The sequence below is a fragment of the [Anoxybacillus] calidus genome (assembly GCF_013760845.1).
Classification (GTDB): domain Bacteria; phylum Bacillota; class Bacilli; order Bacillales; family Anoxybacillaceae; genus Paranoxybacillus; species Paranoxybacillus calidus.
Window position 1 is genome coordinate 42,700 of the sequence record NZ_JACDUU010000008.1, and the last position, 14,044, is coordinate 56,743.

Here is a 14,044-nt window from a genome sequence, read left to right on the forward strand (position 1 = left end):
GATGTTTTCAACTTCTTCATTGATAAAAGAATGGGAAAAACTTTTAGATGCCATGCCCGACAATTTGAAAGGCTCTTACAGTCGTTTTAAACGAGCGGCAGAAATTGTTACGGTCGAAGCGGAACCAGAAGTCGGACTTACACCTAAAGAGATTATTTGGAAAAAAAATAAAACAAAGTTATATCGTTACGTTCCAACGCAGACGAAACTTCATAAAGTGCCGATTTTGCTTGTTTATGCTTTAATTAACAAGCCATATATTCTTGATTTAACACCTGGAAACAGTTTAGTTGAATATTTAGTGAATCGCGGCTTTGATGTATATATGCTTGATTGGGGGACACCGGGATTAGAAGATCGAAAGTTGAAGTTAGATGATTATATTTTGGACTATATCCCGCGTGCAGTAAAAAAAGTGCTTAAGACTTCTAAGGCAGAAGAAGTTTCAGTCTTAGGCTATTGTATGGGCGGAACGATGACTTCTATTTTTGCAGCACTGCATCCAGACTTACCAATTCGCAACCTCATCTTTTTAACAAGTCCATTCGATTTTACCGATACAGGGCTATACGGTAAATTCCTCGATGAACGTTACTTTAATTTAGATAAAGCAGTAGACACGTTTGGCATTATTCCTGGTGAAATGATTGATTTTGGCAATAAAATGCTTAAGCCGTTAACAAACTTTTATGGACCGTATGTCACATTGCTGGATCGTTCAGAAAACCAAAAGTTTGTGGAAAGTTGGAAGTTAATGCAAAAGTGGGTGACGGACGGAATTCCGTTCCCTGGTGAAGCATATCGTCAGTGGATTCGCGAGTTTTATCAACAAAATAAGCTGATTAAAGGAGAATTATTGATTCGCGGTCGCCGCGTTGATTTAAAAAATATTAAGGCGAATGTGTTAAACATTGCTGCCAGCCGTGATCATATCGCAATGCCGCATCAGGTCGAAGCTTTAATGGATGCTATTTCAAGCGAAGATAAAGAATATGTATTAATGGAAACGGGTCACGTGTCTGTTGTCTTTGGACCAAAAGCTATAAAAGAGACGTATCCGACCATTGGAGATTGGCTTGAACAACGGTCAAATTAAAGAAAACAGGAGGATGTTTTTAAAACATCCTCCTGTTTTTATGACATTAAAAATAGAGGTGTTGAGAAAGTAAAAGATAATTCGTAATTTTAAATATTATTTATAAAAACAGTGAAATTTTTATTGCAAACGTTTACATTATAGGTTAAGATTCAAATAGAAAGTAATCCGAAACGTTTTGGAGGAGAAGTAGTGGCAACGATTAAAGATATTGCAAGAGTCGCTGGTGTATCCGTTACGACCGTTTCTAGAGCTTTGAACGGTTATTCAGACGTTAACGAAAACACTAGACAGAAAATTATTGAAATAGCAAAGCAATTAAACTATAGTCCAAATACGCTCGCGCGCAGTCTTGTGATGAATAAGTCGAAAACGATTGGATTGCTTGTTTCTGGACTAAAGCGGGAAAGTTCCAAAGATAATTTTACGTTTGAAGTATTGGCGGGCGTAAATCAGTATGTCGGGGAAACAGACTACGATATGATTTTATTTAGCACGAACTCGACAAAACAACGTGAAAAAACATACACACAGCTATGTCGGGAACGGCGCGTAGATGGGGCGATTCTCCAAGGGATACGAATAGATGACCCGTATTTACAGGAAGTTGTCGAAAGCGACATTCCATGTGTTTTAATCGATATTCCAATTGAATCAGAAACAGTAGGATATGTAACAACCGACAATGTTCTTGGAGCGAAAAAAGCTGTGCAGCATTTAATTGACATTGGTCATAAGAATATCGCAATGGTCAATGGGTATGAGTTTGCATTTGTGAGCCAAAAAAGACTAGAAGGATATAGACAAGCACTCTTGGAAGCCAATTTACCTTTTTGTACGCATTGGGTCGTAGATGGTAAATTTGAAGAAGAAATAGCGGAAGAGAAAGCACTGAAGCTCCTTAAACAATATCCAGAAATTACGGCGTTTTTCTGTGCAAGTGACCTTATGGCTTTAGGGGTTATAAATGCTGTAAAGAAGCTTGATAAGAGTGTGCCAGAAGATATTGCTGTAATCGGCTATGACGATATATTCCTTGCTTCTTATTCAACTCCGGCTCTATCCACCGTTGCCCAAAATATATTCGCAATGGGATATGAAGCTGCAAAACTTCTTATTGAAATGCTGGAAGGAAAAGCGAAATCTCATGTAAAAATTCTTGAAACCGAATTAAAAATACGAGAATCAACCGTTAAAAACCACTGCTAAAAAGTGGTTTTTAACTTACGTAAAATCCAAAACGTTTTGGGAAGAGTTCAATTTTTTTACTCGGAATCCAAAACGTTTCGGAAAAAGTAGGAGGAAATACGATGGACTACAGAGTGATTAAAGAAAATGATTTATTTTTGTTAACGGATATAAAAGGAAATATTCCAGAAAATCATCCCTATGGACTAGGTTTATATACAAAGGATACCCGTTTTTTAAGTAAGTTGGATTTGCGCATTAATGGTAAGGAACCGATATTGTTATCTTCTGATGCAGCGGAAAACTATGTCGCAACGATTTTGTTAACAAATCCTCACATGGAGAAAGACGGGAAATTAATTTTATGGCGTGAATCTGTAGAAATCGAAAGAAAGCGCTTTATATATGAAGGTGTTCTTTATGAAACGATTAAGCTAAAAAACTACTATCCAAAGCCGGTGCAATTTGAGATCAGCGTACATATGGATGTTGATTTTGCAGATATGTTTATTGTTCGTGGCTTTCAAACGGGAACGGTCGGACAGTGTACTGGAAAAACAATTGAAGGAAACTCATTCATGTTTCATTATGAAGGAGTCGATGGCGTAAAACGTGCAACAAAGGTCATTTGGAATCGTCAAGCCAAATTAGCTTCAGAGCAAGGAGAAGTAGTTTTTGTATTCTCACTTGATCATGCCGAAGAACAGTCCGTTACATTAATGATTCAACCACAGATTGGCGAAGAAACAGAAAGAGGGATTGTTAGCCCAGAAGTTGCGCTAGAGAATCTAAAAGCTTCCTATGTTGAATGGGAAAGTAACATTACAAAGGTAACTACTGATTATGAGCCACTTCAACGCCTTGTCAATCGTGGAATTGGCGACTTGCGGGTGTTATTGACAGACTTAGGATACGGCCAATTCCCAGTCGCGGGTTTGCCTTGGTTTGGTGTACCGTTTGGACGAGACAGCTTAATCGCGGCATTACAAATGCTTGCTTTCAACCCTGAAGTAGCTAAAGGAACGCTTTTAACAATGGCAAGTTATCAAGGGAAAAATCTTGATCCATGGCGTGACGAGCAGCCAGGGAAAATTATGCATGAAATTCGTTTTGGAGAGTTAGCGAATACGAATCAAATTCCGTTTACTCCCTATTACGGAACAATTGATGCAACACCGTTGTTTCTTGTGTTGTTGACTGAATATGTCAAATGGACTGGTGACTTCGATATTGTACAGCAGTTAAAGGACAATATTGATGCAGCGTTAACGTGGATTGACCAATACGGCGACCGTGATGGGGATTTGTTTGTCGAGTATTATCAAGAGTCAAGCAAAGGAATCGCTAATCAAGGCTGGAAAGATTCTGATGATTCCATTGTTCATCGCAATGGCGAATATGCAAAATCACCGATTGCACTTGCAGAAGTACAAGGTTATGTTTACCAAGCAAAAATGGGGCTAGCGGATATTTTTGAACAATTGAACGAAACAGAGCGAGCAGCAGAGCTTCGCGATCAAGCAAAAGCATTAAAAGAAAAATTTGATGAGCAGTTTTGGATGGAAGATGTTCAGTTTTATGCGATTGCATTAGATGAAAAGAAACAGCAAGTCGGCACAATTACATCCAATCCAGGGCATGTATTATTTTCAGGAATGCTTGATAACGAGCGGGTCAATGCAGTGATAGCTACTTTACTTTCGCCAAAAATGTTTTCTGGTTACGGCATTCGCACAATGGGGGAAGGAGAAGCTGGCTACAATCCGATGAGCTATCATGATGGAAGTGTGTGGCCTCATGATAACAGTATGATTTTACTTGGATTAAGCAAATTGGGAAGACAAGATGAAGTGAATATTGTTATTGACGGTCTCATTGAAGCCGCTGCGCATTTCGAATATGACCGTCTACCAGAATTGTTCTGCGGGCATAGTAAAGACCTTGGAAAACCTGTAAAATATCCGATTGCATGCTCACCGCAGGCTTGGGCGGCAGGAACACCGCTTGTCTTTATTCAATCGTTGCTTGGACTTTTCCCAAACAGCTTGAAAAAGGAAATTTATTTGTCACCGACATTGCTTGATTCAATGAGTTTCCTAAGAGTTGAAAACATTTCTATCGGTGAGGGACATTTATCGTTAACGGTTACTCGTCAGGAAAATGAAATGAAAGTTGAGATTGAAGAAAATACGACAGGATATAAAGTAGTCATTGGTTAACAACAGGGAAGGTTTTTCCTGCTCTGTTAATATAAAAATAGTTTGAAAGGGGTTTTTTGCATGAGTCCTAAAAAATGGCTAGCGACTATTGGTGTTACGTCTGTTTTTTTCGGCAGCCTTTTAGCTGGCTGTGGCGGTGAAAATGCAGAGAAGAAAGACGGAGAAGGCAAACAAGGAGAAAAAGTAGAAGTTACGTTAGCCGGCTGGGGCGGTAACCCAACGGAACAAAAACTATTGCAGCAAACATTGGATGATTTCGAAGCGAAACATCCAAATATTGATGTAAAACTGGAAGTTATTTCTGAACAAGCACAATATATGGATGTTATTAAAACACGCTTAATCGGTGGGGAAGGTCCAGATGTATTTTATCTTGATGCGTTTGAAGCGCCGGCTCTAATTGAAACAGGGGTGTTAGAGCCGCTTGATGAGTATGTAACAGATGATTTTGACATTGATGATTTCGAAAAACCGTTACTTGATGCATTCAAAGGGAAAGACGGCAAAATTTACGGATTCCCGAAAGACTACTCAACACTTGCTTTATTATATAACAAAAAAATGTTCAAAGAAGCAGGTGTAGAAGTACCGAAAACATGGGATGAACTCCGTGAAGTAGCGAAAAAATTAACAAAAGGAACAGAAGTATACGGGCTTGGTGTTAACCCTGAATTAGCGCGTTTATACCATATCGCCGAGTCAAAAGGCGGCAAAGTCGTAACCAATAATAAAGCAAGCTTTGCCGATCCAAAAGTCGTCGAAGCTCTGCAACCGATTGTTGATATGCACTTAAAAGATAAATCAGCGGCTCAGCCAAATGAAGTTGGTGCCGGCTGGGGCGGTGAAATGTTTGGACAAGGAAAAGCAGCGATGGTGATTGAAGGAAACTGGGCAATTCCATTTTTACAAGATACGTTCCCGAATCTAGAATACGGAACGGCAGAAGTTCCGACAATTGATGGAAAAAAAGCGACAATGGCTTATACCGTTGCGTATGTAATGAATAAAGACTCAAATAAAAAAGAAGCGGCGTGGAAGCTTATCTCTTATTTAACAGGTAAAGAAGGAATGAAAACATGGACGAGCAAAGGATATGCTCTTCCAACACGTAAATCAGTTGCTGCAGAGTTAGGTTATGATAAAGATGAATTGCGCGCTCCGCTTGTAGCTGGTGCTTCTTATGCAACCGTATGGCAGCAAGGAACGAACTTGCCGATTATCGTTAACAACTTCAATAACCAATTCGTAAGCGCCTTCTTAGGTGAACGTCCGTTAGCGAAAGCTTTAGAAGAAGCTCAGGAAACAGCAAATAAAGAGATTGAATCGAAATAATCACGTTGTGTTCTGATGGGAAGAGCAGCCTTCTTCTTATCAGAACACGCATTTACTATTGAGCTGTTCCCTTTTTTCTAGCGAATCTTCCTTGCTAGAAAGAGGGGAGTAGCTTAATTGATTCTCTTTAGCAAGGGAGATGAATTGTTCATGAAAGAGAAAATTTCCAAAAAGGCGCTGCGAGAAGCAGGATCAAGTTATTTATTGCTTTCGCCAACTTTATTTGTCTTGCTTTTATTTATTATTGGACCGATTTTGTTTGCCGTCTACCTTGCCTTTCACAAAGTGGAGCTCTTGGGGATAACATCGTTTGAATTTGTCGGGTTCAGCAACTTTGAAAAAATTTTAGAGGATACGCGGGCAAAAATCGCTTTATGGAACACGGTAAAATATGTGATTATCGTTGTACCTTGCCAAACGCTTCTCGCTTTAGTGTTGGCAGCCACGTTGAATGCGGGGTTAAAAGGTGAAAAGTTTTTCCGAATCGTTTATTTCCTGCCAACGCTTACTTCTTCGGCAGTATTGACGCTCATTTTTATGTGGATGTACAACCAAAATGGCTTAATTAATAACGTTCTTAAGTTGTTTGGTTTCCCAACATACAACTGGCTAGGCGATCCAGATGTCGCTCTTAACGCCATCATGATTATGAATATTTGGTCAACAGCGCCATTCTTTATGGTTATCTACTTAGCAGCGTTGCAAGATATTCCGGATTCACTTTATGAAGCAGCGGAACTAGATGGAGCAAATACACTGCAAAAATTTTGGTATGTTACCGTTCCATACTTAAAACCAGTCACATCATTCGTCGTCATTATGGGGCTTATTGGGACATTCCAGTTGTTTGATCAGTCGTATATTTTCTCAAAAGGTTCCGGTGGACCGAATAACTCGACTTTAACGGTTGTGCTTTTAATTTATCAATATGCGTTTAAAAACTTAGGAACGATGGGATATGCAGCAGCATTAGCGTTTGCTTTAGCGATCATTATTCTCGTAGCTACATTGTTGCAGCGGAAATTCTCGAAAGAAGAGTCTCTTTATTAGGGGGCAATGTTATGAAAAAGAAATTTCACATTGGAAAAGCGATTTTATACACGATGCTCGTTTTATATGCGATTGTAACGCTTATTCCGTTTTTATGGGCATTATCTTCATCATTCAAAAATCTAGAGGAAATTGTAAGTGGAACGATTAACTTTATTCCAAAAGATTTTACGCTTGATAACTATAAACAAATTTTTATCGAGCAGGAAATGTTCCCACGTTGGCTTTTTAACAGTTTATTTATTGCTGTAACAGTCACATTGCTCAATTTATTGTTTAACTCAATGGCAGGTTATGTGCTGGCACGTTTAAGTTTTCCAGGAAAGAAAACATTGTTTATTATTATTTTGGCGGTGCTTATGATTCCTGCGCAAGTAACGATGATTCCAAACTATTTAATTTTAAAACAGCTTGGATGGTTAAACTCTTACCAAGGAATGATTGTTCCAGTGATGATTAACGCAACGTTTATTTTTATGATGCGTCAATTTTTTATTAACTTTCCAAAAGAACTTGAAGAAGCAGCGGCACTTGATGGGTTAAGCCGTTTTGGCATCTTTTTCCGCATCGTTCTGCCGCTCGCACGCCCGGCATTGGCAGCACAAGCGATTTTCGTATTTATGGGTTCTTGGAACGATTTTATGCGGCCGTTAATCATTCTTTCCGATCCGGCGATGTTTACGCTGCCGCTTGGCTTGAATACGTTTAAAAGCCAGTATATTAGCTACTGGAATTACATCATGGCGGCATCGATGGTGTTTACATTGCCTATGCTAGTCATTTACGTATTTTTTAACCGTTATTTTATTAAAGGAATTTCATTTACTGGAGGAAAATAAGCGAAGAGACTGTCTCATAAGGGGGGATGACCCTGATGTTGAGACAGTCTCTTTTTGTTATTATTTTACAGAATGATAATAAATCTTAAGGAGATGATAAATTACGAATAAAATTGCCAAGCTGGCTACAATCAGTAACTGTAAAATGGCTTTGTAACTGCTTATTCCACACATTCATTCTAAAGAAAGTGGTTCTTGATTTAAGGAAGTGAGACAAGCAAAAGCCTGATGTACTAGTACGAGAAAACTTACATTAATAATAAGGTAGGAATGTGATATGGAATGGATGGAACATTTGTATCAACAAAGCAACACGAACAAAAAGTACGATAGCCTTAAAGGAAAACGATGGGCAATTGTCTCTTTAGCATCAATTCCGCTAGTGATGACGCTAGGAAACTCCATGCTAATCCCTGTTTTGCCGATGATTGAGAAGAAGTTAAATATCTCGGCGTTTCAATCGAGCATGATTATTACCGTATATTCGATTGTCGCGATTATTTTAATTCCCATCGCAGGTTATTTGAGCGACCGGATTGGACGGAAAAAAGTCATTATTCCCAGTTTAGTTTTGGCAGCAATCGGAGGCATCATTTCTGGATGGGCTTCATGGAAGGTCGATAACCCGTATGTGCTTATTTTAATAGGCCGAGCACTTCAAGGAGTAGGGGCAGCAGGGGCAGCTCCAATTGTTTTACCGCTCGTCGGAGATATGTATAAAAATGAAAGTGAAGTAAGCAACTGTTTAGGAATCATTGAAACGGCAAACACATTTGGTAAAGTGCTTAGTCCGATACTAGGGGCATTGCTTGCGGGAATCATTTGGTTTATGCCATTCTTTGCATTTCCTGTCTTTTGCGCGATTTCGATTGCGCTGATGTTATTTTTCATTAGAGCTCCTCATACGATTCAAGAAGTAGTGCCACTGAAGCAGTTTTTATATGGGGTAAAACAAATATTCCAACGAGAAGGACGCTGGCTTTACGCGATTTTCGCGATCGGAGGCATTTTAATGTTTGTGTTGTTTGGTGTATTGTTTTTCTTATCAAGTATGTTGGAAGAAAAACATCAAATGGATGGGGTTAAAAAAGGATTTATGCTTGCATTGCCTCTTGGTGCGCTTTGTTTAGCTGCTTTTGTAGCTGGAAAAAAGATTAACAAAAACAAGGTGCTAATGAAATGGCTCACATTTATAGGGATTTCCATTTTAGCGATTGCTATATTTTTGTTAAGTTTTTTTGAAAATATCTGGATTTTATTGACGATTTTCTTTTTTAGTGGCATCGGTATCGGCATCGCTTTACCGTGTTTAGATGCGCTTATTACGGAAGGGATTGAGAAGAAAGAAAGAGGTACGATTACTTCTATTTACAGTTCCATGCGCTTTATCGGTGTTGCTTTAGGGCCGCCAATAATCGCTTTATTAATGAAGCAATCGACAAATGTGATGTTTTATTTGTTAACTGGTTTGTGTCTGTTAGCCAGCATTGTGATTTTAACAGCGATAAAACCATCAATAGAAGGAAGTGATTCAGCATGAAAGCTGTGACATATCAAGGAATGAAAGATGTAAAGGTAAAAAATGTGCCAGCCCCTTCAATTTTAAAGGATGATGACATTATTGTAAAAATTACAAGTACAGCTATTTGCGGCTCCGATTTGCATCTTATTCATGGAATGATTCCAAATATGCCACACGATTTCATTATCGGTCACGAACCGATGGGGATTGTCGAAGAAGTAGGACGAGGTGTAACTAAAGTAAAAAAAGACGACCGTGTCATTGTGCCGTTTACGATTGCATGCGGGCAATGCTGGTACTGTCAAAATGATTTAGAAAGCCAATGTGACACTTCTAATCCTCATGGAGAAAGCGGTGCATATTTTGGATATTCGGAGACATTCGGTGGGTATCCAGGCGGTCAGGCAGAATATTTACGTGTTCCGTTTGCTAATTTTGCTCCGTTTGTTATTCCAAAAGACTGTGAATTAGAAGACGAGAAATTGTTGTTTTTATCTGATATTATTCCGACGGCATTTTGGGGAGTGGATAATAGCGGTGTGAAAGATGGCGATACGGTCGTTGTATTAGGCTGCGGTCCAGTCGGTCTGTTAACGCAGAAGTTTGCTTGGATGAAAGGTGCCAAGCGCGTTATTGCCGTTGATTATATCGGATACAGATTGGAACATGCGAAAAAAACGAATCATGTAGAAACAATTGATTTTACACAATACGAAAATGTCGGTGAATATATAAAGGAAATAACAGGTGGTGGGGCAGATGTCGTCATTGATTGTGTCGGTTTAGATGGGAAAATGACGGCTCTTGAAATGATTGGTTCAGCGTTAAAAATGCACGGTGGGGCAATGGGAGCCATTGTTATCGCATCACAGGCGGTGAGAAAAGGCGGAACCGTCCAGCTAGTCGGTGTGTACGGCGCAAGATATAATCAATTCCCGCTCGGCGATTTTTTTGCTCGTAATATTACGCTGAAAATGGGTCAAGCCCCTGTCATTCATTACATTCCGAAGCTGTACGAGTGGATTGTTGAAGGAAAATTTGATCCAACTGATATTATTACACATCGTCTGCCTTTAGAAGAAGCACCGCATGCTTACGAAATTTTTGATGAAAAGAAAGACAACTGCATTAAAGTTGTGCTGAAACCATAGTAAAATGAGAAGCGAAAGGATAGTTGTCCCTGGAAAGACTAACTATCCTTTTTTTAGTGAAAATGGGGAAAGTAATGAAAACTTTTGTGAAGTTGTTAATTCTTTTTCCAATTATTATGATTTCTTTTTCAATACATCGGGAATACAGAGTAAGCAAGCCAAGTTTTGTTCCGTTTTTAAGATGGAGGAAAATTGATGAGACACTCCGTAAACGGCTGTTATTTTTATTGAATCCGTTGCGAAATTTATCTTTTGTATCTCATGCAGAGATGAAAATTGTCTCTTGTATATATGAACGGTCGTTGTTTGTTCTTGTTGTAACTGATAACAATTTCATTGAAATTGTCGACATAAAAACAAGTATTTTCTATCGACTGATTCTCTACTACTCGGTAATGGAAGAAGAGAAGTTGTATCTTGACGATAAAACTTATCCATATACATTAGTAAGAATTGAAAAGGATATTCATAACGTGAAAGGGAGAATTCGTTTAGAAGAAGTGCAACAAAAGGGCTGTCTCAAAAAAGGTTGTCCTCTTGAATATCGATTAAGGAAGTTAGGATGGTTTGAGGAAAAATGGACCTTTATGAGACAGCCGTATCTTTTTAGTCTTGACCATAACTTACATCGATGCTCGGATGCATAAATGGTACTCCTTGTGGTCGTCGTTTTGCCTCTAATAATTCACGGTTTTCTTCCGTATTCCAACCGATGTCATTCGTTGGATGAACCCACTCGTCTCCTGCCATAATACTTGGGTCAGTGTTTTCACTCCATTGATTGAGCGGGGAGTTCGGAGAATTGTATTTACTATCACCGATAACCACTCCATATTTATTAACAAATGGCGGTTGCATTTTTATTCCTGTTCCTTTAAAGGAAGGAGCATCAATTTGGTGCGGCTGTGTTTCATCTAAAATGGGTGACTGTATTTCTTCTTTTTTCTTTTCCATTATGATCACCTCCGTTTTAGTTTGTCCGTGATGACGACTGTTATGAATAAAAAAGTTCCTTTTGAATGACATTAAGAAAAAATAAAAAAGGAGGGGGAAAAGTTGAAAAATCCTTCATTTCCAGTAGCTGATTTAGAAAGTACTACACTAGCGAAAGTGCAGGAGCTTGAAAGAAATTTGCGGGAAGAAACAGGCGAAGAAATCGTCTTGATTGCATATCAACGTAAAGAAACAAATGCGAAATGAACAAAATTCCTTTAATGATTAAGCAGTTGTTGGCACAAATTAATAACGTGATAAAAATGAAGGAGGATTTTTATGAAACGAAAAGCAGGTTTCGATGCGGCAAAAACAAATAATAAAACCCCAAAGGAAAGTTTGCCGAATGACGAAGTGGCTGCGCAATATGCGGGCGGAGAGGATATGATACGAGGGGCTAATCGCAATTCAAAACAAGGCAGACAAGGAGAGTAACAATGACAAAGAAAGAGACGAAAAATCAAGAAATTGGGCGTACTATCCCAATTTCAGGAGATATTCTGCGCGAAGAATTTGGGACAGAAACGGGCGATTTCAATTCATATAAAATGATGGAATTAATAGAAGAAGCGAAGAGAAGACAAAAAAAGACTAACTTTTGAAGGGTCTAACTTCCTCTGACAAATTATATGGAGGAAGTCTGACCCTTTACTTGTTAAGTTAGCCTCATGTTGTTATTACGGACTGAAAAGATGATAATGAAGCAAAATAAGTTTTGGCAATTAAATGAACGGGGTCAAAATAAATAATCATGACTGTTGGAGTTTGCTGTACTTCTTTTGTTTTGACGTATTGCTGCAAGTCAAACGGCACAATTTCCATCACTGTATGTTTAAAAAGTTCTTTTTCATTCAACTGTAGTGATGCAAATTCCTCACCGAGCAAACTTGGTTTCTCTAATAATTGTTGGTAAATGCTTGAGCGTAAGTTTTTATCTGTTTTTTCCTCCCACCACGGTTTGCGCGGCTTATGTTTTTGATTGCGTAAATAGTCGTATTTCATCAATCCCTCAATGATTGGGAGATTCGCGACATTTTTTTTCTGTAAAAATTGATAAAGTCGACGGAATAAATCTTCTAGTTGATGGCCGATACGCGCCCATCCTTGTTCATCCCAATACGTTCCAAACTCTTGAAAGAAATCAAACGGAGTCGGGAATACATGTGATACTAAATATTCAATTGTCTCATCCATTCGGTGGGCGTTCCAATATTTTTCAAGCACATCTTCTACTTGTTTAATGCGAATAATCTCTTCGAACGAAAGAACATTATTGCTTAAAATTTCATAAGGAGCGTGATCCATAAAGACGTAATCATGTTCTTTAGCACGAAGGCGAAGGCCGGTGCCGCGAAGCATTTTTAAAAAGCCTAACTGCAACTCTTCCGGGCGAAGTGCGAATACATCATTGAACGTCTTTCTAAATGAAGTATAATCTTCTTCCGGAAGTCCGGCGATTAAATCTAAATGTTGGGCGATTTTTCCTCCCTCTTTTACCATTGTGACGGTGCGGGTTAGCTTTTCGAAATTTTGTTTGCGCATAACTAGCTTATTTACTTCGTCATTTGTTGATTGTACGCCAATTTCAAAGCGGAAAAGGCCAGGCGGTGCTTCTTTATTTAAAAATTCAATGACTTCAGGACGCATAATGTCGGCTGTGATTTCAAACTGGAATACCGTGCCTGGAACGTGTTCCTCGATAAGGAATTGAAACATATCCATCGCATAGCTGCGGCTTATATTAAACGTCCTGTCGACAAATTTAATGGTTTTTGCCCCATGCTTCATCAAATAGCGAATATCGTCCTTGATCTTTTCACGGTCAAAATAGCGTACTCCTACCTCAATGGAAGACAGGCAAAATTGACAGCTAAATGGGCAGCCGCGGCTTGTCTCAATATATGTGATACGCTTTGATAAATGCGGAATATCTTCTGGAAAGCGAAACGGTGATGGCATCTCTGCCAAATTGATTTTATTGCGCTGTGGATTAATAATGATTTCGCCATCTTTACGAAAAGCAAGGCCATTTACCTTTTCAAAATTTTTCTTATCGTGCAGTTGGAATAAAAATTGTTTAAACGTTTCCTCGCCTTCGCCGATCACAATAAAATCAAATTCTGTTACCTTTTCCATCCACTCTCGCACATCGTAGGAAACTTCTGGGCCGCCAGCGACAATGATGATGGAAGGATCAATTTTTTTAAGCATTTTAACGACTTTAATCGTTTCTTCAATGTTCCAAATATAGCAGCTAAACCCGATGACATGCGGTTTTTTTCGATAAAGATCAATGACAATATTCATCGCTGGGTCCTTAATCGTGTACTCGACAAGTTGTATATCAAACTCAGGTTGAGCATACGCTTTTAAATAGCGAATCGCTAAATTTGTATGAATATATTTCGCATTTAACGTTGTACAAATAATGTTCATTTATACAAAACTCCTTTATTTCCTAAAGAGTGTATTGATTTGAAAACAACATTCTATTATAACACATTCTTGACAAAAGGCAGTTGAAAAATAATGAAAAAAGTTCTGTTATCTATCTTAGATAGGAAATGAGACCCTAGAAAATTTATAGTATATTACAGTAAAATGCGTATGTAATATAAAAGTGGTAATTAATTTAAAATTTTACCAAAATTCAG

14 protein-coding genes are annotated in these 14,044 nt (G+C 38.6%); 12 read left to right on the plus strand and 2 right to left on the minus strand.

Annotated features, from left to right (window positions below; all coding sequences use genetic code 11):
• Position 1: 1 nt before the first annotated feature.
• From phaC to HNQ85_RS14600, 9 genes are all read left to right on the plus strand, one after another.
• Positions 2–1,096, plus strand: a complete 1,095-nt coding sequence (gene phaC, locus HNQ85_RS14560; protein ID WP_181538453.1) for a class III poly(R)-hydroxyalkanoic acid synthase subunit PhaC — start codon at positions 2–4, stop codon at positions 1,094–1,096.
• A 192-nt stretch (positions 1,097–1,288) separates the two neighbouring features.
• Positions 1,289–2,305, plus strand: a complete 1,017-nt coding sequence (locus tag HNQ85_RS14565; RefSeq protein WP_181538454.1) for a substrate-binding domain-containing protein — start codon at positions 1,289–1,291, stop codon at positions 2,303–2,305.
• A 101-nt stretch (positions 2,306–2,406) separates the two neighbouring features.
• Complete coding sequence (locus HNQ85_RS14570; RefSeq protein WP_181538455.1) at positions 2,407–4,503, plus strand: amylo-alpha-1,6-glucosidase; 2,097 nt, start codon at positions 2,407–2,409, stop codon at positions 4,501–4,503.
• A 60-nt stretch (positions 4,504–4,563) separates the two neighbouring features.
• On the plus strand, positions 4,564–5,835 hold the full coding sequence (locus HNQ85_RS14575; RefSeq protein ID WP_181538456.1) for an ABC transporter substrate-binding protein: 1,272 nt from the start codon (positions 4,564–4,566) through the stop codon (positions 5,833–5,835).
• A 150-nt stretch (positions 5,836–5,985) separates the two neighbouring features.
• A complete protein-coding gene (locus HNQ85_RS14580; RefSeq protein WP_181538457.1) occupies positions 5,986–6,885 on the plus strand; it encodes a carbohydrate ABC transporter permease in 900 nt (299 codons plus the stop codon).
• Between the two features lie 11 nt (positions 6,886–6,896).
• The gene (locus HNQ85_RS14585) at positions 6,897–7,724 is read left to right on the plus strand and encodes a carbohydrate ABC transporter permease (protein ID WP_181538458.1); all 828 of its coding nucleotides are present in this window, start codon (positions 6,897–6,899) and stop codon (positions 7,722–7,724) included.
• A 277-nt stretch (positions 7,725–8,001) separates the two neighbouring features.
• Entirely contained in the window at positions 8,002–9,264 is a 1,263-nt protein-coding gene (locus HNQ85_RS14590; protein ID WP_181538459.1) for an MFS transporter, read from the plus strand.
• Positions 9,261–10,397, plus strand: a complete 1,137-nt coding sequence (locus HNQ85_RS14595; RefSeq protein ID WP_181538460.1) for a zinc-dependent alcohol dehydrogenase — start codon at positions 9,261–9,263, stop codon at positions 10,395–10,397. The genes HNQ85_RS14590 and HNQ85_RS14595 overlap by 4 nt, the downstream gene beginning before the upstream one ends.
• Before the next feature lie 74 nt (positions 10,398–10,471).
• Entirely contained in the window at positions 10,472–11,044 is a 573-nt protein-coding gene (locus tag HNQ85_RS14600) for a hypothetical protein (RefSeq protein WP_181538461.1), read from the plus strand.
• Here HNQ85_RS14600 and HNQ85_RS14605 read toward each other — a convergent pair.
• A complete protein-coding gene (locus tag HNQ85_RS14605; RefSeq protein WP_181538462.1) occupies positions 11,004–11,351 on the minus strand; it encodes a DUF3905 domain-containing protein in 348 nt (115 codons plus the stop codon). The genes HNQ85_RS14600 and HNQ85_RS14605 overlap by 41 nt on opposite strands.
• A gap of 102 nt (positions 11,352–11,453) precedes the next feature.
• On the opposite strand from HNQ85_RS14605, the gene HNQ85_RS14610 reads away from it, so the two are divergent.
• The 3 genes from HNQ85_RS14610 to HNQ85_RS14620 all read left to right on the plus strand — a co-directional run bounded on the left by HNQ85_RS14610 (position 11,454) and on the right by HNQ85_RS14620 (position 11,992).
• A complete protein-coding gene (locus HNQ85_RS14610; RefSeq protein WP_181538463.1) occupies positions 11,454–11,597 on the plus strand; it encodes a hypothetical protein in 144 nt (47 codons plus the stop codon).
• Positions 11,598–11,669: 72 nt separating this feature from the next.
• Positions 11,670–11,825, plus strand: a complete 156-nt coding sequence (locus HNQ85_RS14615) for a hypothetical protein (protein WP_181538464.1) — start codon at positions 11,670–11,672, stop codon at positions 11,823–11,825.
• A 2-nt stretch (positions 11,826–11,827) separates the two neighbouring features.
• Entirely contained in the window at positions 11,828–11,992 is a 165-nt protein-coding gene (locus tag HNQ85_RS14620) for a hypothetical protein (protein ID WP_181538465.1), read from the plus strand.
• A 64-nt stretch (positions 11,993–12,056) separates the two neighbouring features.
• Here the strand turns inward: HNQ85_RS14620 and HNQ85_RS14625 are convergent, their stop codons facing one another.
• The gene (locus HNQ85_RS14625) at positions 12,057–13,826 is read right to left on the minus strand and encodes a B12-binding domain-containing radical SAM protein (protein ID WP_181538466.1); all 1,770 of its coding nucleotides are present in this window, start codon (positions 13,824–13,826) and stop codon (positions 12,057–12,059) included.
• Between the last annotated feature and the right edge of the window lie 218 nt (positions 13,827–14,044).